Source organism: Micromonospora sp. R311, assembly GCF_056780015.1.
This window is the reverse complement of record NZ_JBSWCE010000012.1, coordinates 82338-106205: the sequence shown is the minus strand read 5'-3', so window position 1 is coordinate 106205 and position 23868 is coordinate 82338. Positions and strand designations below refer to the sequence as shown.

At 75.4% G+C, this 23868-nt stretch carries 25 protein-coding genes; 15 read left to right on the top strand and 10 right to left on the bottom strand.

Annotation, left to right across the window (positions count from 1 at the left end):
* Positions 1–8: 8 nt before the first annotated feature.
* Together AC1WTP_RS12790 and AC1WTP_RS12785 are read left to right on the top strand one after the other, a co-directional pair.
* Positions 9–1355: a S1C family serine protease gene (locus tag AC1WTP_RS12790; protein ID WP_481649501.1), complete on the top strand. Its 1347-nt coding sequence runs from the start codon at positions 9–11 to the stop codon at positions 1353–1355.
* A gap of 84 nt (positions 1356–1439) precedes the next feature.
* Positions 1440–2222 (top strand): hypothetical protein, encoded by a 783-nt coding sequence (locus AC1WTP_RS12785; RefSeq protein WP_481649444.1) that lies wholly within the window; start codon positions 1440–1442, stop codon positions 2220–2222.
* 91 nt (positions 2223–2313) lie between these two features.
* On the opposite strand, the gene AC1WTP_RS12780 is transcribed toward AC1WTP_RS12785, so the two are convergent.
* On the bottom strand, positions 2314–2886 hold the full coding sequence (locus AC1WTP_RS12780; protein ID WP_447135435.1) for a DUF3000 domain-containing protein: 573 nt from the start codon (positions 2884–2886) through the stop codon (positions 2314–2316).
* Between the two features lie 135 nt (positions 2887–3021).
* Between AC1WTP_RS12780 and hemE the strand changes: the two genes are divergently transcribed.
* From hemE to AC1WTP_RS12760, 4 genes are all read left to right on the top strand, one after another.
* Entirely contained in the window at positions 3022–4128 is a 1107-nt protein-coding gene (gene hemE / locus AC1WTP_RS12775; protein ID WP_481649443.1) for a uroporphyrinogen decarboxylase, read from the top strand.
* 4 nt (positions 4129–4132) lie between these two features.
* Complete coding sequence (gene hemG, locus AC1WTP_RS12770) at positions 4133–5542, top strand: protoporphyrinogen oxidase (protein WP_481649442.1); 1410 nt, start codon at positions 4133–4135, stop codon at positions 5540–5542.
* Positions 5539–6240, top strand: a complete 702-nt coding sequence (hemQ, locus tag AC1WTP_RS12765; protein ID WP_481649441.1) for a hydrogen peroxide-dependent heme synthase — start codon at positions 5539–5541, stop codon at positions 6238–6240. Before hemG ends, hemQ begins: the two co-directional genes overlap by 4 nt.
* A gap of 126 nt (positions 6241–6366) precedes the next feature.
* Complete coding sequence (locus AC1WTP_RS12760) at positions 6367–7083, top strand: HAD family hydrolase (RefSeq protein ID WP_481649440.1); 717 nt, start codon at positions 6367–6369, stop codon at positions 7081–7083.
* Between the two features lie 113 nt (positions 7084–7196).
* Here the strand turns inward: AC1WTP_RS12760 and AC1WTP_RS12755 are convergent, their stop codons facing one another.
* From AC1WTP_RS12755 to AC1WTP_RS12745, 3 genes are all read right to left on the bottom strand, one after another.
* Complete coding sequence (locus AC1WTP_RS12755) at positions 7197–8288, bottom strand: lytic polysaccharide monooxygenase auxiliary activity family 9 protein (protein WP_481649439.1); 1092 nt, start codon at positions 8286–8288, stop codon at positions 7197–7199.
* A gap of 112 nt (positions 8289–8400) precedes the next feature.
* Positions 8401–8856 carry a GNAT family N-acetyltransferase gene (locus AC1WTP_RS12750; protein ID WP_481649438.1) on the bottom strand — a complete coding sequence of 152 codons (456 nt, stop codon included), beginning with the start codon at positions 8854–8856 and terminating at the stop codon, positions 8401–8403.
* A gap of 227 nt (positions 8857–9083) precedes the next feature.
* Positions 9084–9344: a Prokaryotic metallothionein gene (locus AC1WTP_RS12745; protein WP_481649437.1), complete on the bottom strand. Its 261-nt coding sequence runs from the start codon at positions 9342–9344 to the stop codon at positions 9084–9086.
* Between the two features lie 153 nt (positions 9345–9497).
* Here AC1WTP_RS12745 and AC1WTP_RS12740 point away from each other — a divergent pair, with 153 nt between their 5' ends.
* From AC1WTP_RS12740 to AC1WTP_RS12730, 3 genes are all read left to right on the top strand, one after another.
* A complete protein-coding gene (locus tag AC1WTP_RS12740; protein WP_481649436.1) occupies positions 9498–9773 on the top strand; it encodes an isoamylase early set domain-containing protein in 276 nt (91 codons plus the stop codon).
* A 149-nt stretch (positions 9774–9922) separates the two neighbouring features.
* On the top strand, positions 9923–10672 hold the full coding sequence (locus tag AC1WTP_RS12735) for a lytic polysaccharide monooxygenase (RefSeq protein WP_481649435.1): 750 nt from the start codon (positions 9923–9925) through the stop codon (positions 10670–10672).
* Positions 10673–10689: 17 nt separating this feature from the next.
* A complete protein-coding gene (locus AC1WTP_RS12730) occupies positions 10690–11304 on the top strand; it encodes a DUF305 domain-containing protein (RefSeq protein WP_481649434.1) in 615 nt (204 codons plus the stop codon).
* Between the two features lie 164 nt (positions 11305–11468).
* Here the strand turns inward: AC1WTP_RS12730 and AC1WTP_RS12725 are convergent, their stop codons facing one another.
* Entirely contained in the window at positions 11469–11843 is a 375-nt protein-coding gene (locus AC1WTP_RS12725; RefSeq protein ID WP_481649433.1) for a hypothetical protein, read from the bottom strand.
* 35 nt (positions 11844–11878) lie between these two features.
* Entirely contained in the window at positions 11879–12283 is a 405-nt protein-coding gene (gene msrB / locus AC1WTP_RS12720; RefSeq protein ID WP_481649432.1) for a peptide-methionine (R)-S-oxide reductase MsrB, read from the bottom strand.
* A 47-nt stretch (positions 12284–12330) separates the two neighbouring features.
* Between msrB and ligD the strand changes: the two genes are divergently transcribed.
* A complete protein-coding gene (gene ligD / locus AC1WTP_RS12715) occupies positions 12331–13356 on the top strand; it encodes a non-homologous end-joining DNA ligase (RefSeq protein WP_481649431.1) in 1026 nt (341 codons plus the stop codon).
* 79 nt (positions 13357–13435) lie between these two features.
* On the opposite strand, the gene AC1WTP_RS12710 is transcribed toward ligD, so the two are convergent.
* Positions 13436–13768: a hypothetical protein gene (locus tag AC1WTP_RS12710; protein ID WP_481649430.1), complete on the bottom strand. Its 333-nt coding sequence runs from the start codon at positions 13766–13768 to the stop codon at positions 13436–13438.
* Between the two features lie 90 nt (positions 13769–13858).
* On the opposite strand from AC1WTP_RS12710, the gene AC1WTP_RS12705 reads away from it, so the two are divergent.
* Positions 13859–14047, top strand: coding sequence for a helix-turn-helix transcriptional regulator (locus tag AC1WTP_RS12705; RefSeq protein WP_481649429.1), 189 nt, complete (start codon positions 13859–13861; stop codon positions 14045–14047).
* A 6-nt stretch (positions 14048–14053) separates the two neighbouring features.
* On the opposite strand, the gene AC1WTP_RS12700 is transcribed toward AC1WTP_RS12705, so the two are convergent.
* Complete coding sequence (locus tag AC1WTP_RS12700; protein WP_481649428.1) at positions 14054–14347, bottom strand: hypothetical protein; 294 nt, start codon at positions 14345–14347, stop codon at positions 14054–14056.
* 332 nt (positions 14348–14679) lie between these two features.
* On the opposite strand from AC1WTP_RS12700, the gene AC1WTP_RS12695 reads away from it, so the two are divergent.
* The 4 genes from AC1WTP_RS12695 to AC1WTP_RS12680 all read left to right on the top strand — a co-directional run bounded on the left by AC1WTP_RS12695 (position 14680) and on the right by AC1WTP_RS12680 (position 22509).
* Positions 14680–17889, top strand: a complete 3210-nt coding sequence (locus AC1WTP_RS12695; RefSeq protein ID WP_481649427.1) for an FtsX-like permease family protein — start codon at positions 14680–14682, stop codon at positions 17887–17889.
* A gap of 43 nt (positions 17890–17932) precedes the next feature.
* Positions 17933–20707, top strand: coding sequence for an FtsX-like permease family protein (locus AC1WTP_RS12690; RefSeq protein WP_481649426.1), 2775 nt, complete (start codon positions 17933–17935; stop codon positions 20705–20707).
* A 1-nt stretch (position 20708) separates the two neighbouring features.
* On the top strand, positions 20709–21707 hold the full coding sequence (locus AC1WTP_RS12685; protein ID WP_481649425.1) for an ABC transporter ATP-binding protein: 999 nt from the start codon (positions 20709–20711) through the stop codon (positions 21705–21707).
* A 67-nt stretch (positions 21708–21774) separates the two neighbouring features.
* Positions 21775–22509, top strand: coding sequence for an ABC transporter ATP-binding protein (locus AC1WTP_RS12680; RefSeq protein ID WP_481649424.1), 735 nt, complete (start codon positions 21775–21777; stop codon positions 22507–22509).
* A 74-nt stretch (positions 22510–22583) separates the two neighbouring features.
* Here the strand turns inward: AC1WTP_RS12680 and AC1WTP_RS12675 are convergent, their stop codons facing one another.
* Positions 22584–23120 (bottom strand): hypothetical protein, encoded by a 537-nt coding sequence (locus tag AC1WTP_RS12675; RefSeq protein WP_481649423.1) that lies wholly within the window; start codon positions 23118–23120, stop codon positions 22584–22586.
* A gap of 241 nt (positions 23121–23361) precedes the next feature.
* Complete coding sequence (locus AC1WTP_RS12670; RefSeq protein ID WP_481649422.1) at positions 23362–23814, bottom strand: N-acetyltransferase family protein; 453 nt, start codon at positions 23812–23814, stop codon at positions 23362–23364.
* Between the last annotated feature and the right edge of the window lie 54 nt (positions 23815–23868).

Below are 23868 nucleotides of genomic sequence, written 5' to 3'. Positions count from 1 at the left end.
TGGCGAACATGACTGCGGGCTACGGGTCGGGGGGCACCGGAGCGGCTCCGCCGGGCGACGGCTCGGGCGGCGCACCGCCGGACGGGGTCTACGGCCGGCCCGGCCCACTGCCGCCCCGGGTCGAACCGCCCCGACCGCCCGCCGCGGCGTACCCGCCGGGCCAGCCGGCCGCGTGGTCCCCGCCGCAGCAGGGACAGTGGGGCCAGGCCGCCGCCGCGCCGCCGGCCGCCGGCCCGACCTACCCGCCGGCCGCCGCGCCCGGCCATCCGCCGGCCACCGTTCCCGGCACCCCGGCCGGCTACCCGCCGGCCGGCGGCACTTCGCCGGCCACGGGCACCGGGACCTCGCCGGCCGCCGCGTCCGGTCAGCCGCCGGCCGGCCCGGGCAACCCGCCGGCGCCGACCTATCCACCCGCCGGGGCGGGCCGCCCGCCGGCCGCCGGACCGGCCTACCCGCCCGTCGCCGGGCCGGGTTACCCGCCGGCCGCCGGGCCGGGTTACCCGCCGGCCGGGTCGTCGGGCGTCCCGGCCGGCGGCGATTCCTGGTCGGGAGCCGTGCCGGCGCCGGCCGCGCCCCGCCGCGGTCGCTGGCGCACCGTCGCCGGCGCGGTGCTGGTGGCCGTGCTGGCCGTGGCGACCATCGTGCAGGCGATCCAGATCCACCTGCTCTCCGACCGGCTCGACGACACCGGCCGCCGGCTGGACGCCGCCCAGGCCGCCGACGGCGCCCGGCTCGACGGGCTGGAGCAGCGGGCGGGGGCGCTGGAGAAGCAGGCCGGGGCCGCGTTCAACCCGGAGGCCGTGGCCAGCGCCGTGCTGCCCAGCGTCTTCCGGGTCCGGGCCGGTCAGTTCACCGGCACCGCGTTCGCCGTGGGCAAGCCGGCCGCCGGGGGCGGTACGAACCTGTTCACCAACTTCCACGTGGTCGAGGCGGTCTGGGACAACGGCGGCCGGGAGGTCTTCCTGGAGCGCACCGACCAGCGGTTCCCGGCCACCATCGTCAAGGTCGACGAGGTCAACGACATCGCCCACCTGCGCACCACCGGCACGTTCACCGGGCTGGTGGCCGCGTCCGCCCCGGCGAAGTCCGGGCAGCAGATCGTCGTGGTGGGCGCTCCGCTCGGGCTGGAGGACAGCGTCACCACCGGCGTGGTCAGCGCCCTCCGCAAGGCCGAGGGCGGCGACCCGCCGGCGATCCAGTTCGACGCGCCGATCAATCCCGGCAACTCCGGCGGCCCGGTGATCAACGGCAGCAAGCAGGTGGTCGGCATCGCCACCGCCAAGGCCCGCGACGCCGAGGGGATCGGTCTCGCCGTGCCGATCAAGATCGCCTGCGACGGCTTCAAGATCTGCTGACCCCGGTCAGCCGCTGACCCGTACCGATCCGGTCCGGTGGGCCGACCCTGCCCCGGACCACGCGCACCTGGAGGAAGAGCAGAGATGTCCCAGCCACCGACCGGGCCGGGCGGCTACCCGCCGCCGTACCCGCCGCAGCCGCCGGCCGCGCCCGGTCAGCCGCCCGCGGGCGGCACCGTGTACGGCGCCGCCCAGCCCGCGCCGCAGCAGTACGGGGGCGGACAGCCGCCCGCTCCCGGTGTCCCGCAGTCCGCACCGCCCGCCGAGTCCGCCACCACGCCCTTCCCGACCGGCTACGCCCCGGCCGGCGCCGCGCCCTACGGCGGCCCGGCCCCCGCGCCGCCGACCGCCGGCCCGGCATACGGCCAGCCAATGTCCGCGCCCCCGATGTCCGGACCGCCGATGTCCGGTCCGCCTGGTTCGGTGCCGCCGTACGGCGTCGCGCCGGCCGCCGGCAAGGGGCGGAGCGTGCTGATCCTGGCCGTGGTGGCCGGCCTGCTCTTCGTCCTCGGCGGGGTGATGACCGGCCTCTTCGTCACCACCAGCGGCGAGCTGGACCGCACCGAGAAGCAGATGGCCAGCCAGGTCAGCGAGCGGGACGGCACCATCGCGGCGAACGCCAGGGAGATCGAGAAGCTCAAGGCCGACCTGCAGAGCGTGCAGGACAAGCTGGCCGACACCGAGCAGGACCTGACCGGCACCCGCAACGACCGCGACGAGCAGGCCCGGCAGAAGAAGGTCATCGCCACCTGCCTGGACAAGCTCACCACCGCGCTGAACGCGGCCGCCGCCGGCAACCGCAGCGCGTTCGACAAGGCCAGCAAGGGCCTGGACAAGGTCTGCAACGAGGCCGAGGACTACCTCTGACCCACCCCGACCGGTCGGTCGTCGAGCCGGGTCGCCGCACGCACGCGTGGCGTGCGGCGACCCGCCCGGCACGACGCCATGACCGACGGGGTCAGGCGGCGCCGGCGGGGCGCCGGTCGGGGAGCGCGGTGACGCCGGGTGGGGGGAGGCCGGCGGTCGAGGCGAGCAGCGCGCACCAGGCGAGCAGGTGCGGGGCCAGGTCGTCGTCCACCGGCGTCCAGGAGGCGCGGATCTCGATGTCGCCGGCCGCGGGCGGGCCGGCCAGCTCGCCGAACCGGGTCGACATGGTCTGGGTGACCGTGCCGCCGATCGCCCGGTGCCGGGCGTCCTGGGCGTCCAGGGCGTCGGTCAGCCAGGTCCAGCCCACTCCTGGCAGCAGCGGGTCGGCGGCCAGGTCGACCTCCAGCTCGGCGGTCACGTAGGTGACCAGCCGCAGGGTCCCCTGCCACGCCTCGTGCCCGGCCGGGTCGTGCAGCAGGATCAGCCGCCCGGTGGCCACCTCGTCGCCGTCGCGCAGCACGGCGGCGGAGAGCGCGAAGGCGTACGGGGCGAGCCGCTGCGGCGCGCCCACCTCCTCCAGCACGATCTCCGGCCGGGGTGCCGCCGACCGCAACCCGGCGACCGCGCGGGCGAAGGTCTCCGGGAGCGCGATCGGGGGGGCCATGCCGGCAGCCTATGCCCGCGCCCGGCCCCCCACCGGGACGGCACGCCGAGGGGCGTCCGGGGGCGGCCGGCGCGCGGCTGATCCGGGTCACAAAAGGCGGCGCTGCCCGCTGTGCCCACCGCGCCCCGTGGCACGATGGCCGCGATGACCACCGACACCACGGGCACCGCCGCCCGAGACGAGGCACCCCGCCCCGGGGGGCCGGCCGATTCGCCCTTCGTCCGCGCCTGCCGGCGCCGGCCCGGCCCGCACACCCCGGTCTGGTTCATGCGACAGGCCGGCCGGTCGCTGCCGGAGTACCGGGAGATCCGGGCCAACGTGGGGATGCTGGAATCCTGCCGCCGCCCCGAGCTGGTGACCGAGATCACCCTCCAGCCGGTGCGCCGGCACGGGGTGGACGCCGCCATCCTGTTCAGCGACATCGTGGTGCCGGTCGCCGCGGCCGGGGTCGACCTGGACATCGTGCCGGGCACCGGGCCGGTGGTGGCCGAGCCGGTGCGCGGCGCCGACGACGTCGAGCGGATCCGCCCGATCAGCCGGGCCGACGTGTCCTACGTGGACGAGGCGGTCCGGCTGCTCGTCGCCGAGCTCGGCGACACCCCGCTGATCGGGTTCGCCGGGGCGCCGTTCACCCTGGCCAGCTACCTGGTCGAGGGCGGACCGTCGCGCACCCACGCGAAGACCAAGGCGCTGATGTACGGCGACCCGGAGCTGTGGCACGCGCTCTGCGCCCGGCTGGCCGAGGTGACGCTCGCCTTCCTGCGGGTCCAGGTCGACGCCGGGGTCTCCGCGGTGCAGCTCTTCGACTCGTGGGCGGGGGCGCTGTCCGAGGCCGACTACCGCCGCTACGTGCTGCCGCACTCGACGGCCGTGCTCTCCGGGCTGGCCGACGCCGGCGTGCCGCGGATCCATTTCGGGGTGGGCACCGCCGAACTGCTCACCGCCATGGGCGAGGCCGGCGCCGACGTCGTCGGCGTGGACTGGCGTACGCCGCTGGACGTGGCGACCGGGCGGATCGGCCCCGACCGGGCCGTGCAGGGCAACCTCGACCCGGCGGTGCTGCTCTCCCCCTGGCCGGTGGTCGAGGCGGAGGTGCGGCGGGTGCTGGAGCAGGGCCGGGCCGCCCCCGGCCACGTGTTCAACCTCGGCCACGGCGTGCTGCCGGAGACCGACCCCGAGGTGCTGACCCGGGTGGTCGCGCTGGTGCACGAGCTGTCCGCACGCCCGGCCGACCGGAGCTGACGCCGTGGCGCGGCCGTGGCGGGTGGCGGTGGTGGGCGGCGGGATCGCCGGGCTGTCCGCCGCCCTCCAGCTGCACGATCGCGCCCCGGACGGCACCGAGATCACCGTGTACGAGCAGTCCGGCGCGCTCGGCGGGAAGCTGCGCACCGGCGAGCTGGCCGGCCAGCCGGTGGAGTTCGGCGCCGAGTCCTTCCTCATGCGCGACCCGGCCGGCGGCCAGTCGGCCGCGGTCGCCCTGGTCCGCCGGCTCGGGCTGGCCGACCGGATCGTCCACCCGACCGTCGGGCAGGCCGCGCTCGCCGTGGCCGGGGAGTTGCGCCCGGTCCCCGGCGGCACGCTGGTGGGCGTACCGGGAGATCTGGACCGGGTGGCGACGGTGGCCCGGCCGGACGCGGCGGCCGACCGCGACGAGGGCCGCCCGCTGCTCGGCCCCGACCAGGACGTCAGCGTCGGGGCCCTGGTCCGGTCCCGGTTCGGCGACGAGGTGGTCGACCGGCTGGTCGACCCGATGCTCGGCGGGGTGTACGCCGGTCGCGCCGACGACCTGTCGCTGGTCACCACGATGCCCGCGCTGGCCCGGGCGGCCCGGGTGGAGCACACCCTGGTCGGCGCCGTGCGGGCCGCGCAGGCCGCCGCGCCGCGCGCCCCGGGTGCCCCGGTCTTCGGCACCCTGGCCGGCGGGCTCGGCACCCTGGTCGAGGCGGCGGCGCGGGCCAGCGGCGCGACGGTCCGCCGGAACGCGGCCGTCCGTGAACTGCACCCGACACCGGCCGGCTGGCGGTTGACCGTCGGGCCGACCCGGGACCCGGAGCATGTCGAGGTCGACGCCGTGGTGCTCGCCGTGCCGGCGCGCCCGGCCGCCCGGCTGCTCGCCGGGCCCGCGCCGGAGCTGGCCGGCACCGTCGGCCGGCTGGACTACGCCAGCGTCGCGCTGGTCACCCTGGCGCTGCCCGCGCCGGAGCTGCCGGAGCTGTCCGGCTTCCTGGTGCCGAGTTCCGAGGGTCTGCTGATCAAGGCGTCGACGTTCTTCACCACCAAGTGGGGGCACCTGCGCCGGCCGGACGGGCTGGCGCTGGTCCGCGCCTCGGTCGGCCGGTACGGCGAGGAGGCCCAGCTGCAGCGCCCGGACGAGGACCTGGTGGCGACCGTGCACCGGGAGTTGTCGGCGGTGCTCGGCGTCCCGCTGCCCACCCCGGTGGCCGGGCACGTGCAGCGGTGGGGCGGTGCGCTGCCGCAGTACACCCCCGGCCACGCCGACCGGGTGGCCGCCGCCCGCGCCGTGCTGCGGGCGGGCCACCCCACCCTGGCCCTGGCCGGCGCGGCGTACGACGGGGTCGGCATCCCGGCCTGCGTCCACTCCGGCGCGACGGCGGCCAACGAGATCATCACAGCACTGGAAGGAACGGCGAGATGACCGAGCAGACCAACGCGGCCCGGCTGCGCGAGTTGAACGCGACCGTCCGCTACACCATGTGGTCGGTGTTCCGGGCCAGCAGCCCGCTGCCCTCGCTGCGGGACAACGTCACCGGCGAGGTCGAGGCGCTCTTCGAGGAGCTGGCCGGCAAGGACGTGGTGATCCGCGGCACGTACGACGTCACCGGCCTGCGTGCCGACGCGGACCTGTTGATCTGGTGGCACGCGGAGTCCAGCGACGCGCTCCAGGACGCGTACCAGCGGTTCCGCCGTACCGCCCTGGGCCGGACGCTGACCCCGGTCTGGTCGCAGATGGCGCTGCACCGGCCGGCCGAGTTCAACAAGAGCCACATCCCGGCCTTCCTGGCCGGCGAGGACGCCCGGGCCTACCTCTGCGTCTACCCGTTCGTCCGCTCCTACGAGTGGTACCTGCTGCCGGACGCGGAGCGGCGCGAGCTGCTCGCCGAGCACGGCCGGTTGGCGCGCGGCTACCCGGACGTGCGGGCCAACACGGTCGCCTCGTTCGCCCTCGGCGACTACGAGTGGATGCTCGCCTTCGAGGCGGATGAGCTGCACCGGATCGTCGACCTGATGCGCGACTTGCGCGCCTCGGGCGCCCGCCGGCACGTCCGCGAGGAGATCCCGTTCTTCACCGGTCGCCGTCGACCCATCGCCGACATCGTCAACTGCCTGGTCTGACGCCTGGGGTCGGCGGCCCCGCCCGTGGCGCGGCCGCCGGCCGCCGCGGTCGCCCGGCCGCCGGCCGCCGCGGTCGCCCGGCGCCCCGGGGCGCGACTCCGGCGTTGACCTTGGCAGGATTCGGCGATGGCGTTCTCCGGCTGCACCCACCTGCTGCTCGACTTCTTCGGCACCGTCGTCGACTACTCGCCGAGCCGCACCGACCAGGGGTACGCCCGCAGCCACGCGCTGCTGGCCGACTGGGGGTCCCCACTGGGCTACCGCGAGTTCCTGGCCGCGTTCTCGGCCGTCTCCGCCGAGTTCGACCGGCGTAGCGACGTCGACGACCGGGAGTTCTCGATGACCGAACTCGGCACCGAGTTCCTGCGCCGGGCGCTCGGCGGCGTGCCCGACCCGGCCGACGTCGAGACGTTCGTGTGCACCTACCTGGCCGAGTGGAACAGCGGGGTGCGTTGCCCGGCCGGGATGGCCGAGCTGCTCGCCCGGCTCGCCGGCCGGTACCGGCTCGCCGTGGTCACCAACACCCACCGGGCGGAGCTGGTCCCCGACCACCTGGCCGCCGTCGGCGTCGCGCACCTGGTGGACGCGGTGGTCACCTCCGTCGAGGTGGGCTGGCGCAAGCCCCACCCGGCGATCTACGCGGCGGCGCTCGACGCGGTCGGCGTGCCGGCGTCGGCCGCCGTCTTCGTCGGCGACACCTTCACCGCCGACTTCGCCGGGCCGCAGGCGGCGGGCATCCGGTCGTTCCTGATCGATCCGGCGGGCCGGCACCCGGTGCCCGCCGGACGCCGGCTCACCTCCCTGTTCGACCTGCCCGAGCGGTTGGCCGGCCGGCCCGGCTGACCGGGCCGGCTGTCTCGGCTGTCCGGCGCGGGTCCGGGCCGGGTGCGTCGGTCGACCCACGAGGGCCGGCCGGGGCCGCGTCCGGAGGGAGTGGCCGCGGCCCCGGCCGGGGCTCACCTGCTCGTCGTGCAGCTCGGCCGCGGCGCGGTGTTGCTGCCGTTCCACGTGCCGAGGAAGCCGAACGTGGTGCTCGCGCCGGCGCCGAGGCTGCCGTTGTGGCCGGCGTTGCGCGCGGTGACCAGCGTCCCGTTGCTGCTGACCGTGGCGTTCCACGCCGAGCTGACCCGTTGGCCGTCGGCGTAGGTCCAGCTCACCGACCAGCCACTGATCGGTGACCCGCCGTTGGTCACCTGCACCTCGGCCTGGAAGCCGCCGGCCCACTGCCCGGTGACCCGGTACGTCGCCGTGCACGCGCCCGCCGGCGGGGGAGTCGTCGGCGGCGGGGTGGTCGGCGGGGGCGTGGTGGGCGGCGGGGTGGTCGGCGGCGGCGTGGTCGGAGGCGGGGTGGTGGGCCCGCCACCGGAGAAGTCCACGTCGCTGCAGAGGTAGTACGACTGGTCCAGGTGGCTGGCCTGCCAGATGGTGTACACGATGTGCCGGCCGGTGCGACCCGGCGCGTTCGCCGGGATCTCGATGGACACGCCGTTGGTCTCCGGCTTCCACTGCGAGGCCGGGGTGTTGCCGATCTGGCCGACCAGTTCCAGGTCGTCCCAGCCGAGCGGCTCGGTCAGCGCGTTGAAGCCCTGCCGGGTCACGTACACCCGGATGTAGTCGGCGCCGTGGCTGGCCTGGTCGTACAGGCGGACCCGGAAGCTGTTCGCCACCGGGGCGGTCTTCCAGGCGCCGACCGCGTCGAGCGCGTCGTACCGCCCGCCCTCGGTGTGGCCGGCGCTGCAGAGCTGGCCGTTCGGGATGGCGGCCTGGTGGTTGCCGGCGACGCCCTCGCGGAACAGCCCGTTCCAGTTCCACATGGCGTTCGGGTTGGCCTGCCAGGCCTGCCAGCACATCGGATCCTCGGTGGCCATCCGGGGATTCTGGAAGTCGCTGCCCCAGCGCTGCCAGCAACCGTAGTTGCGGGAGGCGGGGTCGACCACGGATCCGTGCGCGGAGACCGGGTTGGCCAGGGCGGTGGTCAGCAGCAGGACGGCGGCCGCCGCGACGGCGAGCAACCACAGGACGGGTGTTCTTCGAAGCTGAGTGGACAACGGGAGCCCCCAGGGCAGAGGTCGGACGACGATGCCCGGACGGCCGGGAGTTGCCCCTCCCGGCGCTCGCGTGGCTCCCGCGGCTCTGCCCGGCAGGCTGCCACATCAATCGTCATCCGTCAATGGGCTCCCGTCGCATCGGGGTGTGCGGGATGCCGTCCTCGACGTACTCGGGGCCGCTGACCGTGAAGCCGTGCCGGGCGTAGAAGTCGACCAGGTAGGTCTGCGCCTCCAGCACGCAGGGCCGGTCGCCGACCTCGGCGAGCGCCGCGGCCATCAGCCGGCCGGCGTGGCCGCCGCCCCGGCCCGCCGGCGCCACCACCACCCGGCCGATCCGGGCCACGCCGCCCGGGTCGGCCAGGATCCGCAGGTACGCCAGCGGCGCGCCGTCGTGGTCCAGCCACAGATGCCGGGTGCCGGGCTCGACGTCCCGACCGTCGAGTTCCGGGTACGGGCACCGCTGCTCGACCACGAAGACGTCGATGCGCAGCCTCAGCAGGTCGTGGAAGGTGCGGGCGTCCAGGTCGGCGAACCGGGCGACCCGGACCTCGGTGCTCAGCGACGGCATCCCGCGATCCTAGGTCGCGCCGCACCGACTCCTCCCGCCCGCCCGCCGGCTTCCCGGCGGGGGCCGCCGCCGGTTGCCCGGCGAGCGGCGCGCCGGGGCCTCGGTGGGGCGGTCCTCGATCGTCTGATCGTGGGCAGGTGCCCGTCCCGGTGGGTCGCCCTGCTGCTCAGCGAACAATCACGGGTGCCGGTGCCGGTGCCGGTGCCGGGCCGGGTGGTGGGTGGCGGTCAGGCGGGGCGGGCGCCGACGGCGTCGCGGACCTCGGCGCCCTTGGCGCCCTCGACCGCGCGGGCGCAGTGCGCGCAGCAGAAGAAGCGGCCGGAGACCTCCACGCCGTGCCCGATGATCTTGATTTGGCAGTGCTCACAGATCGGGGCCAGCTTGTGCGCCGCGCACTCGAAGGAGTCGAAGGTGTGCACGTCGCCGCTGACGGTCCGCACCTCGAACGTCATCCAGTAGTCGTTACCGCAGACCTCGCAGGTTGCCACGACAGATCCCTTCGAACGGAACGTTTCCCCCAGCCTGCGGCACGCGTCCGGCCCGGGAGGACGAAACGGGTCAACCCGGCCCCGCCCGGCGGCGTGTCGCCCCCGGCGTGTCGGGCGTTGTACCTGCTGGACCGCCCGACCCCGGAGGAACACGTGATCAAGCGCAACAGGCTCTTCGGCAACCAGACCCGGGTCACCTTCTGCCTTCCCCGGGACACCCCGCCCGGCACGGTGAGCGTCGTCGGCTGCTTCAACGGCTGGCAGGCCGGCCGGCACGAGCTGGTGGCCCGCCGGGACGGCACCCGGACGGTGACGGTGAAGCTCGGCCCGGGGGAGTACCGCTTCCGCTACCTCGCCACCGGCGGGGTGTGGCTGGACGACGACTCCGCCGACGAGGTCGACGAGCGGGGTGGCCTGCTGCGGCTCTGACCTCGCCGCTCACCCCGCGGAACCACCCCGCCACGACCCGTGAGAAGTTGAGCTACGTCGATGATTTTATCGACAGGAGTCTTTACTGTTAACAAGGTTTAATTTACTTTGGTGGCACCACCGCAGGCCGAGCCGAGGGAGTTGCCACCATGCGTCGAAGAATCACCGTCCCGCTCGTGGCGGCGGGCGCCGTCGTGTCCTCGCTCGCCGTCGCCGCCCCCGCGCAGGCGCACGGCTACGTCTCGTCGCCGCCCAGCCGCCAGGCGCTCTGCGCGCAGAACCGGGTCCCGGACTGCGGCCAGATCAAGTACGAGCCGCAGAGCGTCGAGGGCCCGAAGGGGCTGCGCAACTGCCACGCCAACATCGCCCACTTCGCCGTCCTCAACGACGACAGCCGGGGCTGGCCGGCCACCTCGGTCGGCAGCTCGGTGACCTTCACCTGGGTCAACACCGCCCGGCACGCCACCAGCAACTGGGAGTACTACATCGGCGGCACCCGGGTCGCCGTCTTCAACGGCGGTGGGCAGCAGCCCGGTTCCACCGTGTCGCACACGGTGAACCTGGGCGGCTACTCGGGTCGGCAGAAGGTCCTCGCCATCTGGAACATCGCCGACACCGCCAACGCGTTCTACTCCTGCGTCGACCTGCAGATCGGCGGCGGGGGCGGCGGACCGACGCCCAGCCCGACGCCGAGCCCGACCCGCACCACGTCGCCCACCCCGACGCCGACGGCTCCGACCAGCCCGCCCGCCCCGGGCGGCAGCTGGACCGCCGGTCGCGCCTACCAGGTCGGTGACCAGGTCACCTACAACGGGTTGAGCTACCGCTGCCGGCAGGCGCACACCGCGATCGCCGGGTGGGAGCCGCCGAACGTGCCGGCGCTGTGGAGTCAGGTCTGACCGTACGGGTGCGGCCCGTGCCGGCACGCGCCGCACCCGTCCCGCGTCGCGTCCGGGCCACCGGGCGGCGGCACCGGCCCGCCGTCGCCGCGCTGCTCACCCTGCTGCTGGCGGCCGGCTGCGCCGCCGATCCCGCACCGCCGCCGGCGGGCGCCCCCGCGCCCGCCGGCACGGCGAGCGCCGCGATCCGCGGCCTCGACGTGGTGTTCCTGACCATGATGGTGGCCCACACCGAGCGGACCCTGGAGATCACGAGGCTGGCTCGGGACCGGGTGACCGACGGCGAGCTGCGCACCCTGGTCGCCGCGATCGAGACGACCGAGGCCGACGAGCTGGCGACCATGCGCGCCTGGCTGCGCGCCGCCGACCCGGCCGCGACCGCCGGTCGGCACGACCATGCCGGGCACGCCGACGCCGCCGACCTCGACCGACTGCGGTCCGCCACCGGGGCCGACGTCGACCGGGTGCTGCGTGAGGTGCTCACCGCGCACCAGCAGGCCGCCGCCGACCTGGCCCGGGCACATCTGGCGACCGCGGTCAACCCGGCGGTGGCCGACCTCGCCCGGCGCGTCGAACAGTCACGCACCGCCCAGGTCCAGCTGATGGCGGGGCGTCCGGCCGCTGGCGGGTGAGCCGCGGGCTGTCCGGCCTGCCGCGGGGAACCGCTCAGTGGCTGGCCGCCCCGCCGGCCCCGGCCCTCACCGTCGCCACGCCCGCCGCCGGCGCGGTGCACCGGCGGCGGTGCTCACCGGCGCGCGGGTCGACGGTGCCGCGCCCTGCGTGGGCGTCCGGCGGGTCACCGCCGACGCGCCTGGCGCAGGGCGAGCACGACCGGCAGCAGCGGCACCAGCACCCAGAGCTGGCGGAGGGTGTAGCCGCGCAGCTCGCCGGGGATGTCCACCCCGGCCAGCTCGCGGGCCAGCGCGCCGGGCCGGCGCAGCGCCACGGCGTGCAGGGCGAGCGGGAGGTAGTTCAGGCCGAGCGCCGCGAGGTATCCGCCGAGCACGACGTCGAGCGGACCACCGGCGCCCGCGAGGAGCCGTCCGCCCAGCGCCAGGCAGCCGATCGTGCCGAGGACGAACTCGGCCAGGATCACCCGGCGCCGGAGCGGGGACCCGGCCGAGCCGTGCAGGTCAACCGCCGCCAGTCGGCGTACGTCGAGGAGGGTCACCCGTCAACAGGTAGTCGACCCGTGCCAGCCCCCGGTCAGCGCGGCTCCAGCCGGATGGAGAGCGAGTTGACGCAGTGCCGGGTGTCCTTCGGGGTGAAACCCTCGCCGTGGAAGACGTGCCCGAGATGGCTGTCGCAGCGGGCACAGCGGATCTCGGTCCGGCTCATGCCGAGGCTGCGGTCCTCGATCTCCTTGACCCGGCCGGGGATGGCGTCGTCGAAGCTCGGCCAGCCGCAGTGCGAGTCGAACTTGGTGTCACTGGAGAAGAGCTCCAGCCCGCAGGCCCGGCAGTGGTAGACGCCGGGCGTCTTGGTGTCCACGTACTCGCCGGTGCCCGGGGGCTCGGTGCCGGCCTCGCGCAGCACCCGGAACTCCTCGGGGCTGAGCCGGACCCGCCACTCTTCCTCGGTGCGGGGCAGTTCGGTGTCGTCGAGACTCACCCCCCAACCGTACGTCGAACGTCGGACCGGTGGCATATGGTCGCGCAATGGGTGGCACGAAGGCTGCGGCCGAAGAGATCGAGGTGGCCGGGCACACCGTACGGCTCAGCAGCCCGGACCGGGTCATCTTCCCGCAGCGGGGCTTCACCAAGGCGGACGTCTTCCACTACTACCTCGGCGTCGGCGAGGGGATCATGCGCGCCCTGCGCGACCGCCCGACCACGTTGCAGCGCTTCCCCGAGGGCATCGAGGGGGAGATGTTCTTCCAGAAGCGGGTGCCCACCCGGGGCGTGCCGCCGTGGGTGGCCACCGCCGAGATCAGCTTCCCCAGCGGCCGGAAGGCGGCCGAACTCTGCCCGGCCGACCTGGCGCACGTGGCCTGGGCCGCGCAGATGGGCACGGTCGTGTTCCACCCGTGGCCGGTCCGCGCGGCAGACGTCGACCATCCCGACGAGCTGCGGGTCGACCTCGACCCCCAGCCCGGCACCGACTTCGCCGACGCGGCCACGGCCGCCGGCGAGCTGCGCGCCCTCCTCGGCGAGCTGGGCGCCACCGGCTGGCCGAAGACCTCCGGCGGCCGGGGCGTGCACGTCTACCTGCGGATCCAGCCGCGCTGGACGTTCGTCGAGGTGCGCCGGGCCACCATCGCGCTGGCCCGGGAGCTGGAGCGCCGCCGGCCGGAACTGGTCACCACCGCGTGGTGGAAGGAGGAGCGCGGCACCCGGGTCTTCGTCGACTTCAACCAGATGGCCCGGGACCGCACCATCGCCTGCGCCTACTCGCTGCGGGCCAACGCCCGGGCCACCGTCTCCACCCCGGTCGGCTGGGACGAACTGCCCGACGTCGACCCGGACGACTTCGACCTGCGTACCGTGCCCGCCCGGCTCGCCGAACGCGGCGACCCGCACGCCGGCATCGACGACGCGGCGTGGGACATCAGCCCGCTGCTGGAGTGGGCCGAGCGGGACGCCGCCGCCGGCCAGGGCGACCTGCCCTACCCGCCCGACCACCCGAAGATGCCCGGCGAGCCGAAGCGGGTGCAGCCCTCCAAGGACCGCGACCGTCCCCGCTGACCCTGCGACCGCCTCTGCGCCCACTCATGATCGTCTGATGGGGAGCAGGCCGGATCACCGCTTCACGACCTGCTGACCATCATCCGATCAAGGAATTCCATGGTTCCTGGGTCGGCCGCTGGACGGTCCACGCGAGGAACCGCTCGAACAGCTCTGCCGGTTTGCGGCAGGAGTTGGGGTTGAGTCTGAGGAGGTCAGCCGTCGCGTCGAACAGTTGGCTGGCCATGTAGATGGAGAGCGCAACCCGGTCAGCCTGGAACTCGTGCCGCAGCAGCATGCGGGCAGCCGGGCACGGCCACGCGGCGGCGCACACGCGGCACCGCCAGAGCGGACGCATGGGCAGGTGTTGGTGCACCCGGTGCAGGCTGCCCAGAGGTTGCCTGCCAGCAGCGGAAGCCTCTGGCTCGATCACCTCTCCAGGGTGCCCCGACCTGTTGTCTATGTCAATAGTCTCCGTAGTTGTCGGAGCGCAACGTCTGTGCCGCTGCCTACCGTCAACCCTGTGGAGCTTGTGGGCGTCGCAGAGATCCGGGAGATGCTCGGGAACGTGTCGCGCCAGCGAGCGAGCGTGATCGCCAATCAGCGGAACTTCCCCGAACCGATCGCGGTGTTGGCGATGGGCAAGGTGTGGCGGAAGTCTGACGTCGAGAAGTGGATCCGGCAGCACCGGCCTGAGCTGTCGACCGACTGAGTGCCGTCAGCGGCGGCCGGTGAGGCTCTCGACGGCCGCCTTGGCCGAGCGCAGGTCGGCGCCGGTCACCTTCCGGTACGCGGCGATCGCCTTGATCTTGTCGCCCCGGGCCAGGTGCTCCCGGACCTCCGCCGGCATCGGGTTCGGATCGACCACCCCCAGGTGGTCCATGACGAGCTTCAGCCGGCGCTCGATCTCGTTGAGCCGGTAGGCGGTGCGGGCCTGTTGGCCGATGCCGGGCAACTGTGCGATGAGCAGCGCGACGACGGCCACCAGCAGGACGGTGAGCGGAGTCTCCATGCCGCCGATCGAAGCACTCCGGCGCCAGTGCCCGGGATGGCCCTCGGCTGCTCCGCATCGGCGATGTGGCGGTATCCACCCAGGGCCGATACCGCCGGATCGGCGACACCGTGCGGATATCGGCGGTTGGTCGACTCGCGTTGCGGCAGGTCGGGGCGTCCCGGGCCGGCGACAGCCCGGGATGCCGCACCTCGGGTGGATCAAGGCACCGCCGCGCCCCGTGCCCGGCTGAGCGTCACCGGGTAACGATCAAGTAACGGGCGCGAACCTTTCCCGACCCGTCACCGCTTTAGCTGTTCGTCGGCCCGACGGGGGCCAGGGGAGGGCGTCGGATGAAGCTGGTGTGGAGGCGGGCCCGGGCGGCACGGGGGCTGCTGGCCGCCGCCGTGGTGGCGGCACTGGTCGCGGTCGCGTTGGTCACCGGGCTCTCCGACTACAGCCGCCGGGCGGTCGAGGCCGGGCAGCGCGCCCTGCTCGCCGGCGCGCCGGTCGAGGAACGCAGCCTGCTGGTGACCGGCTCCGCCGGCAGGGACGTGGCCGAGTTCGCCACCCGGGACCGGGCGATCCGCGACGGCTTCGCCGGCAAGCTCGGTGGCGCACCGCTCACCGTCACCGGCGCCCGCTACGGCACCGGCCGGGAACTCACCGGCGACCTGGGCCCGGTGGTGCGGACGGACGACGATCCGATCTTCGCCAACCTCGCCACCCTGGACGACCTGCCCACGCACGCGGAACTCACCGGCGGCGCCTGGCCGACCGCCGGGGCGGTGCCGGCGCAGGTGACGCTCCCCGAGAAGGTCGCCGGCGCCCTGGGGCTGACCCCGGGCGCCCGGGTGCCGCTGCGCGACCGCGCCAGCGAACGGTCCAGCGAGGTGGTGCTCGCCGGCACCTGGCGGCCGCGCGACGCGACCGACCCGTACTGGCAGCTGGCCCCCGGGGTGGGCGCCGGCAGCGTCGCCGACTCGGGCACCTCGTACGGGCCGTTCGTGCTGGACCGGGCCGACTTCGAGGCGATCTTCCCGGGCTCGGTCTCCGCGTCCTGGGTGGTCGAGCCGGACCTCGTCGCGACCGGCGTCGGCCGCCTGCCCGAGCTGCGCCGGTCGATGGCCGAGGCGGTGGCCGAGGTGCCCGAGGCGGCCGGCCTCGGCTCCTCCGCCCGCACCGTCACCTCGATGGAGCGGCTGATCGACCGGATCGCCCGGGCCGACCTGGTCGGCCGGTCCGCGCTGGCCACCCCGCTGCTGCTGATCGTGGTCCTCGGCGGGTACGCGCTGGTGCTGGTCGCCGCGCTGTTGCACGAGGACCGGCGGGGCCAGACCGCCCTGCTGCGGGCCCGCGGCGCGGCGCGGCGGCAGCTGGCCGGCCTCGCCGCCCGCGAGGCGACCCTGGTCGTCCTCCCGGCCGCCCTGCTCGGGCCGTTGCTGGCCGGTGAGGCGCTGCGGCTGGTGGGCACCGGCGGCCCGGTCGAGCTGAGCACCACCGGTGGCGGCGGCACGCTGGTCTGGGCGGCGGCGTCCGCCACCGCCGCCGGGTGCCTGGTCGCCATGGTCGCCCCGACGCTGCGCGGCGCCGGGACGTACGTGGCCGACATGGCGGCCCTGTCCCGGCCCAGCCGCTCGGCCACCGTGCAGCGGGCCAGCCTCGACCTGGCGCTGGTCGCGCTCGCCGTGCTGGCCTGGGCCCAGCTGCGCCAGTACTCCTCCCCGCTGGCCGGCGCCGCCGGCCGGCTCGGACTCGACCCGCTGCTGGTCGCCGCGCCGACGCTCGGCGTGCTGGCCGGCGCGGTGGTGGCGTTGCGGCTGCTCCCGCCGGCCACCCGGTTCGCCGAACGGTTCATCGACCGCAAGCTGTGGACGGCGACCATGCTCGGCATGTGGCAGGCCGGCCGCCGCCCGCACGCCGGGCCGGTGCTGCTGCTCGCGCTCGCCGTCGGCGGCAGCACGCTCGCCTGGTCGCTGGTCGCCACCGGCGAGCAGTCCCACCTCGACCAGGCCGACCACACGGTCGGCGCCGACCTGCGAGTTGTCGAACGAGCCGGCGGGGTATCGGCTGAGCGCGTGGCGCAGCGCGCCGGGGAGTTCGCCGCCCTGGCCGGCGTCGACCGGACGCTGCCGGCCTGGCGGGACGAGGTGCGCCTCGGCCGGAACGACCTGCCGGTGACCGTGGTGACCGTGGACGCGGCCGCCGCGGCCGACGTGGTGCGGTTCGACGAGCGGCTCGCCGACGTTCCGCTGCCGGCGCTGTACGACCGGCTGGTGAGCAGGCGTGCCGCCCCGGCCGGGGTGGAGTTGCCCGCCGGCACCCGCTCGCTCACCGGCACCATCCGCACCCCCGTCCAGGACGCGGTACGCCCGCACCAGATCGCCGTGTCGGTCCTGCTGACCCAGCCTGACGGGTTGGCCTTCCGGCTGCCGGTGGCCACCGCGGACAGCGACGGCCGGGCCGTCCCGTTCGCCGTCAAGCTGCCCGAGACCGGCGGCGCCGGGCTGCGGCTGGCCGGCTTCGAGGTCGACGGCGGCGACGCGGCGGGCCGGTCGTACCGGCTGGCGGTCGGTGACCTGAAGCTGGTCGGGGCCGACGGCGCGGCGCGCCCGGCGGAGCTCGGCGGCAGGTGGGTGGCGACCAGCGGCCTGCCGAAGGACCGCATCACCGTGCCGGTGACACCGAGCGGGCTGACCGCCGACCACGCGGTCGACTTCCGCGCGGGTGGCCGGTTCGCCTTCCAGCCGCCGTCCCGGTTCGCGGTCGTGCCCGACGGCGACAACCCGCCGGTGCCGGCGCTGATGACCCCGGCCGCGCGGGAAGCGCTGAGCCTGCGCGAAGGGGACACCTACACCCTCGCGCTCTCCGGCGTTTCCGTGCCGGTCACCCTGGTCGGCGAGGTGGACGCGCTGCCGTCCGCCGCCGGGGCCGGGGTGCTGCTGGACCTGCCCGCCGCGATGGACTGGCTGGTCCGGTCGCAGGGCGTGGTGCGGCCGGTGCCGGAATGGTGGGTGAGCACCGAAACCGGTGGGCACGACGCGGCGGCCCGGGCCGCCACCGAACTGGCCGGCACCACCGTCCTCGACCGGCGCGACGTCGCCGGGGACGCCGCCCGGGACCCGTACTGGCAGGGGGCCCGGACCGGGCTGCTCGCCGCCGCGCTGGGCTCCGTGCTGCTCGCGCTGGTCGGGCTGGTGGTGGACGTCTGGGCCACCGCGCGGCACCGGCTGACCGAGTTCGCCGTGCTGCACACGCTCGGCGCCAGTCCCCGGCTGCTGGCCCGGGCGCTGCTGGCCGAGCAGACCTTCCTGGCCGGGATCGGCGTCGGCGTCGGTCTGCTGCTGGGCGCGGTGGTCGGCGCGTCCATGGCTCCGCTGGTCATCCTCACGCCGGCCGCCGGCCGGCCGGTGCCCGAGGCGGCGTTCGCGCTGCCCTGGGCGCCGATCGGGGCGACCGCGGTCGGCCTCCTGCTGGCGGCGCTGGCCTTCAGCGTGTTCATCGCCCTCGGCATCCGGCAGCGGGTGGCGGCGGCGCAGTTGCGGATCGGGGGAGAGCGGTGACCGGGCGGAACGGACGGACCACCGAGCGCGGGGAGACGACGCGATGAGCATCGGCGCGGCCATTCGCCGGATCCGGGCGTACGGCGGGCAGTTCCTGCTGCTGGCGGCGCTGACGCTGGTCGCCACGATGCTGATCAGCGGGGTGCCGCGGGTGGTGAACTGGCACGTGGACCACGGCCTGCGGACGTTCCTGGCCGGCCAACCGGCCGAGCGGCGGGACCTGACGTACTCGACCGATCCGTGCTCCCCCTACTCCCAATCCTGCCCGGCGCCGGTCTACAGCGCGGGCGACGGCAGGTCGTTGATGGCCACGTACGAGGCCGAGCTGGAGACGCTGGAAGCCGGGATGCCACCGAACGTGCGCCGGACGGTCGAGCAGCGGTGGTTCACCGCGGAGACCGATCCGGGCCGGGTCCGGGGTCGGGATCTGGCGGCGAAGAACCTCCTGGTGGACCTCGGTCTGCGAAGCGTGCCGGGGGTCGCGGAGGCCGGCAGGCTGATCGAGGGGCGCTGGCCCGACAAGGGGGCCCCGGCCGGTCAGCCGGTGCAGGTGGCGCTGGCCGCCGAGGTGGCCGGCAAGCTGAATCTGCGGGTTGGCAGCCGGCTCATCCTCGCCAGCACACCCCCCGGTGCCGGCGGCCGGCCCTACACCCGTGAGGCGGCGGAGAACCCCCCGGATCCCGTCCCGATCTCCGTGGTGGGCGTGTTCGAGCCCCGCGAGCGCGCGGACGGCATCTGGCAGGGCCTGCCGCAGATCCTGCGCGTGGTCGAGCCGCCGGGGGACGGCCTGCCGTTCGTCGCCCTCGGCGTCGTCGACGGCGCCATGCTGGACCGCCTCGCGGATGAGGGCCGGGGCCTGCGGTTCAGTTGGCGCTACCGGCTGGGCATCGACGGCATCGACGCTCGCGCGCTGGACGGGCTCCTCGACAGCATCCAACAGATGAGCCGGCAGGCGCAGGGCCACACCTTCGTCCAGGGCGTGGACATCCCGCTGCGGGAGTTCAGCTTCGGGGTGGACGCCGCCCGCACCGTCCTCGCGGTGATCGCGGCCGGCGTCATGGCGACCCTGGCCGGGCTGGTCCTGCTGGCCACCGGGCTGACCGTCCGCCGCCGACGCGCCGAGTTCACCCTGATCCGCGCCCGGGGCGGTACGGCCACCGGCGGGGCCCGCCGCAGCCTCGCCGAGTCACTCCTGGTGGTGCCCCCGGCCGCCGGGCTCGGCTGGTCGCTCGGCAACCTGGCGCCCGGGGCGGCCGGCGACACCGCGCTGATCGCCGTCGTCGCGGCCGTCCTGTTCACGCTGGCGCTGCCGGTGGCGACGCTCGCCGTGCCGACCGGTGTCGCCGGGCGGCGCGACCTGATCCGGCTGCGTCCCTCCGCGCGTCGGGTGACGCTGGAGGCCGGCCTGCTGGTGCTCGCCGTCCTCGCGGTGGTGCTGCTGCGCCGCCGTGGCCTGACCCTCGGCGAGGTCGATCCGCTGCTCGTCTCGGTCCCGGTGCTGCTCGCCGTCGCCGCGGCCGTGCTGGCGGTGCGCCTCTACCCGTGGCCGCTGCGCCTGGTCAGCCGGCTCGCCGCCCGGGCGCGGGGCACCGTGACGTTCCTCGGCACCGCCCGGGCCGGCCGGGCGGTGGTCGTCGCCCCGCTGGTGGTCGTCGTGCTGGCCATCGCGACCGCGGCGTTCTGCGCGGTCGTCGCCGCGGGCATCGAGGCCAGCCGGGACGGGGCCGCCAGCCGGCAGGTCCCCGCCGACGCGCTGATCCGGGGCCAGCGGCTGGCCCCGGAGACCGGCGCCGAGCTGGAACGGCTCCCCGGTGTGCGGGCGGCCGGTCCGGTGCTGCACGAGGCGGGGCAGCGGCTCGCGAAGGATGCTGTCGGCACCGACGCCCGGCTGCGCGAGATCAGCGTCGTGCTGGTCGACGGGCCGGCCCTGGCCCGGGTCACCGACGCGGCCGGCGTCGACGTGACGGTGCCCGGGGCGCTGCTCACCCGCGATGACGGATCCGGGCCGGTGCCCGCGGTGGTCTCCCCAACCGTCGCGACGGAGCTGGCCGACGCCGGCCTGGACGGCTCCGCCTTCGTCACCGTGCAGGGCCAGCGGTACGAGTTCCGGGTGGCCGACCGGGCGGAGAGCTTTCCGATGCTCCGGGCGAACGACACCCGGTTCGTGATCCTGCCCTGGCAGTCCCTGCCCCGCCGCCACTACGCCGCCGTACCGACCGGCTTCCTGGTCGCCGGCGACGCCCTCGACCCCGAGCAGCTGCGCCGGGTCGGCAACGAGGGCCAGGCCCGCTTCCAGCAGGGCGGGACGATCGTCGGGTCGGAGCGACCGCTCGACGTGGAGGTCCTCACCTGGGCGGACGCCCGCCGGCAGCTCGGCGAGGGCGGGGCGAACGGCGTACTGGTCTTCGGCTTCGTCTCCGGCGCGGCCGGGGGCACCGCGCTGGGCCTGCTCGCGATCGCCTTCACCGTGCTGGCCGGCGCGCGGGCGCGCGGTCAGGTGCTGTCCCGACTCCGCACGCTCGGCCTGTCCCGCCGGCAGTGGCGGGGGCTGCTCCTGGTGGAGCTGGCTCCGCTGGTGGGCGCGTCGGTGCTCACCGGCGCGCTGGTCGGGACGTTGCTGCCGCTGCTGCTCACCCCGGTGCTCGGCCTGTCGGCCTTCACCAGCGGCGCCCCCGTCCGGGTGGCGTTCGAGCCCGGCCTGCTCGCCGGGATCGTCGCGCTCGGGGCGGTCGCCCTCGGCTTCGCGGTCGCCGTCGAGGCCCTGAACAACCGCCGGCTGCGCCTCGGTGAGGTGCTCCGGCTCGGAGAGGAGAGCTGAGATGACCGCTACCGCCCAGACCCCGGTCGTGCCGGACCTGGCCGCGATGCAGGCGCGGGCCGCCGAGCGGGCGGCCGAGCGGGCCGGCGGCCGGGACCGGTTGCGCGGGCACATCGTCTGCGACGGCCTGGTGCGCATCTTCAAGACCGAGGGTGTCGAGGTGGTCGCGCTGCAGGGGCTCGACCTGGTGATCGACCGGGGTGAGCTGGTGGCGATCGTGGGCGCGTCCGGCTCCGGCAAGTCCACCCTGCTGAACATCCTCTCCGGGCTGGACACGCCGACCGCCGGCATCGCCCGGGTGGCCGACTACGACCTGCTCAACCTGTCCACCCGCCGCCGGCTGAGCTACCGCCGGGAGATGGTCGGGTTCGTGTGGCAGCAGACCGGCCGCAACCTGCTGCCGTACCTGACCGCGCTGGAGAACGTCGAGCTGCCGATGCAGCTGGCGGGGCGGGGCGGCGGCCGCCGGGCGCGCCGGCAGCGGGCCCGCGAGCTGCTCGACATGGTGGGTGTCGGGTACTGCGCGGACCGCCGGCCCGGCCAGCTGAGCGGTGGCGAGCAGCAGCGCTGCGCGGTGGCGGTGGCGGTGGCCAACGACCCCGAGGTGCTCTTCGCCGACGAGCCCACCGGCGAGCTGGACGAGGCCACCGGCGCCGAGGTCTTCGCCGCGCTCCGGACCATCAACGCCGAGCTGGGGGTGACCATCGTGGTGGTCACCCACGACCACGCCGTCGCCGAGCAGGTCCGCCGGACGGTCGCGATCCGCGACGGCCGGACCGCCTCGGAGGTACGCCGGACCGCGCGGGTCGGTGCCGACGGCAGCACCGAGGTGGTCGCCGAGGAGTACGCGGTGCTCGACCGGTCCGGCCGGATGCAGCTGCCGGGGTCCTTCGTCGACGCGCTGTCGCTGCGGGACCGGGTCCGGCTCAACCTGGAGCCGGACCACGTGGAGGTACGCCCGGGCGACCGTGCCCGGGACGAGCGGGAGGCGGGGGCATGAGCGAGCGGATCATCGGGCGCGGTGCGCTGGTGCCTCGTGAGGGCACGCAGCGGAGCGGAGGACCGGCATGAGTGAGCGGGACGTCGTGGTGGAGGGTCGGGCCGCCGGCGGGAGCGCCGTGGTGACCGACGAGGTGGTCCGGGTGGAGGGGCTGAGCCGGACCTTCGGCCGCGGCGAGCACGCCGTGCACGCCGTCCGGGACGTCTCGTTCCGGGCCGGGCGCGGCGAGCTGGTCGCCGTCCGGGGGCGTTCCGGCGCGGGCAAGACCACCCTGCTGAACCTGGTCGGGGGGCTGGACCGGCCGAACGCCGGCCGGGTGGTGGTGGCCGGGCACGAGGTGACCAGCGCCGGTGAGCGGGAGCTGCTGGAGCTGCGCCGGGGCACCATCGGGTTCGTCTTCCAGACCTTCGGGCTGGTGCCGATCCTCTCCGCCGCGGAGAACGTCGGGGTGCCGCTGCGGCTGGCCCGGGTGCCGGCGGCGGAGCGGGAGGAGCGGGTGGCGGTGCTGCTGGAGCTGGTCGGCCTCGGCGGGCACGCGGCGCAGCGGCCGTACGAGCTCTCCGGCGGTCAGCAGCAGCGGGTGGCCGTGGCCCGCGCCCTGGCCAACGAGCCGGACCTGCTGATCGCCGACGAGCCGACCGGCCAGCTCGACTCGGAGACCGGCCGGTCGATCATGGACCTGCTGCGCGCGGTGGTGCACGCCCGGGGAATGACCGCCCTGGTCGCGACCCACGACCCCGCGTTGATCGACCTGGCCGACCGGGTCCTGACCCTGCGCGACGGCCACCTGGTCACCGACTGACCGCGGCGGGTTCGCACCGAACCACGGTGCGGACCCGCCGGCCGGGCACGGCTACCGGTTTCGGCCGGCCACGCTCAGTCCCGGCAGCGGCGCCGGTGGTAGGCGGCGGTGAGGGCGAGCAGCAGCGGCCCCCAGAGCAGCAGCGGCGCGTAGCAGGCCACCAGCAGCGCCAGACCGCCCGGGGTGAGGCCCAGGTCGTTGCCGCCCCAGAGCAGGCCGCCAGCGGCGTACCCCCAGATCAGGATGAGCCCGACGGCGCCGGCGGTGGCCGCGGTCTCGGCGAACGGCGGCGGCACCCGCCGGCCGCCGACCAGCGGCAGCCAGCGCGGGAAGAGCTCGCCCCACGGCCGGACCAGCCCGATCGAGAGCAGCGCCAGCGCCTCGGAGACCAGGCTCAGCGAGACGATGTAAACGGCCAGCCATCCCCGGATCGGTCCGTCGACGCCGACCGTGCCGAGCGGGACGCCGGCCACCAGCGCGATGCGCCACAGCCCCGACGGGAGGGTGAGCAGGGGGATCAGGTGGGCGGTCCGCACCGCCCACCGGGGTGCCGGACGCCCGTCCCGGGAATGACGTGACGCGGCGGGGGCGACGGCGGTTGCGCTGCTCATGACGGACTCCGTTCCTCGGCTGCCGTTCCAGCCTGGCCGGCCGAGGAGGGCCGGACGCCCCGCCGGCGGGGGAACCGTCTCCCCGACGCGGGGGAGCGCGCCCGCCGGATCGCCGGGCCGGGGAGAGGCCGATGCGCGCGCCACCTTCGCCAAGATCCGGCAACTGCCGGCGGTGGTCGCCTCGCCGGGTGCGGCAGGGGACCACCTCCCGGAAGCCGCGTGGATCCTGAGGAGCGCGGGATCAGAGCGGGAGCTTCATCCCCTCGTGGCTGGCGACGAAGCCCAGGCCCAGGTAGAACCGGTGCGCGTCGTGGCGGGTCTTGTCCGTGGTGAGCTGCACCAGCGCGCAGCCCCGCTGCTTCGCCTGGTCGATGGCCCAGGTCATCATCGTCCGGCCGAGCCCCTGCCCCCGCTGGTCCGAGCGGACCCGCACCGACTCGATCAGCTGCCGCTCGGCGCCGTGCCGGCCCAGCCCCGGAATGTAGGTGAGCTGCATGCAGCCGAGCAGCTCGCCGCCGGCGTCGGCCACGATCAGCTGGTTGCGCGGGTCGGCGGTGATGTCGGCGAACGCCTTCTCGTACGCCGCGTCCACCTCGGCGTGGTCGCGCGCCTTGCCGAGCACGTCGTCGGCGAGCAGGGCGACGATCGCGGGCAGATCGGCCCGGACCGCTTCACGGAAGATCACGTCGCTCATGCCGGCCAGCCTGGCACAGCGACGCGGGCCGATGTGCGGGCGCTGGTTGCCGGC

Bases quoted from the DNA above. Each gene is read 5' to 3' on its own strand.
- AC1WTP_RS12685 (WP_481649425.1), top strand. From the start codon at position 20,709: ATGACCGCTACCGCCCAGACCCCGGTCGTGCCGGACCTGGCCGCGATG.
- AC1WTP_RS12700 (WP_481649428.1), bottom strand. From the start codon at position 14,347: ATGGAGACTCCGCTCACCGTCCTGCTGGTGGCCGTCGTCGCGCTGCTC.
- AC1WTP_RS12690 (WP_481649426.1), top strand. From the start codon at position 17,933: ATGAGCATCGGCGCGGCCATTCGCCGGATCCGGGCGTACGGCGGGCAG.
- hemE (WP_481649443.1), top strand. From the start codon at position 3,022: ATGGCCGCGATGACCACCGACACCACGGGCACCGCCGCCCGAGACGAG.
- AC1WTP_RS12735 (WP_481649435.1), top strand. From the start codon at position 9,923: ATGCGTCGAAGAATCACCGTCCCGCTCGTGGCGGCGGGCGCCGTCGTG.
- AC1WTP_RS12790 (WP_481649501.1), top strand. From the start codon at position 9: ATGACTGCGGGCTACGGGTCGGGGGGCACCGGAGCGGCTCCGCCGGGC.
- AC1WTP_RS12785 (WP_481649444.1), top strand. From the start codon at position 1,440: ATGTCCCAGCCACCGACCGGGCCGGGCGGCTACCCGCCGCCGTACCCG.
- ligD (WP_481649431.1), top strand. From the start codon at position 12,331: ATGGGTGGCACGAAGGCTGCGGCCGAAGAGATCGAGGTGGCCGGGCAC.
- hemQ (WP_481649441.1), top strand. From the start codon at position 5,539: ATGACCGAGCAGACCAACGCGGCCCGGCTGCGCGAGTTGAACGCGACC.
- AC1WTP_RS12675 (WP_481649423.1), bottom strand. From the start codon at position 23,120: ATGAGCAGCGCAACCGCCGTCGCCCCCGCCGCGTCACGTCATTCCCGG.
- AC1WTP_RS12760 (WP_481649440.1), top strand. From the start codon at position 6,367: ATGGCGTTCTCCGGCTGCACCCACCTGCTGCTCGACTTCTTCGGCACC.
- AC1WTP_RS12670 (WP_481649422.1), bottom strand. From the start codon at position 23,814: ATGAGCGACGTGATCTTCCGTGAAGCGGTCCGGGCCGATCTGCCCGCG.
- AC1WTP_RS12680 (WP_481649424.1), top strand. From the start codon at position 21,775: ATGAGTGAGCGGGACGTCGTGGTGGAGGGTCGGGCCGCCGGCGGGAGC.
- AC1WTP_RS12750 (WP_481649438.1), bottom strand. From the start codon at position 8,856: ATGCCGTCGCTGAGCACCGAGGTCCGGGTCGCCCGGTTCGCCGACCTG.
- AC1WTP_RS12780 (WP_447135435.1), bottom strand. From the start codon at position 2,886: ATGGCCCCCCCGATCGCGCTCCCGGAGACCTTCGCCCGCGCGGTCGCC.
- AC1WTP_RS12695 (WP_481649427.1), top strand. From the start codon at position 14,680: ATGAAGCTGGTGTGGAGGCGGGCCCGGGCGGCACGGGGGCTGCTGGCC.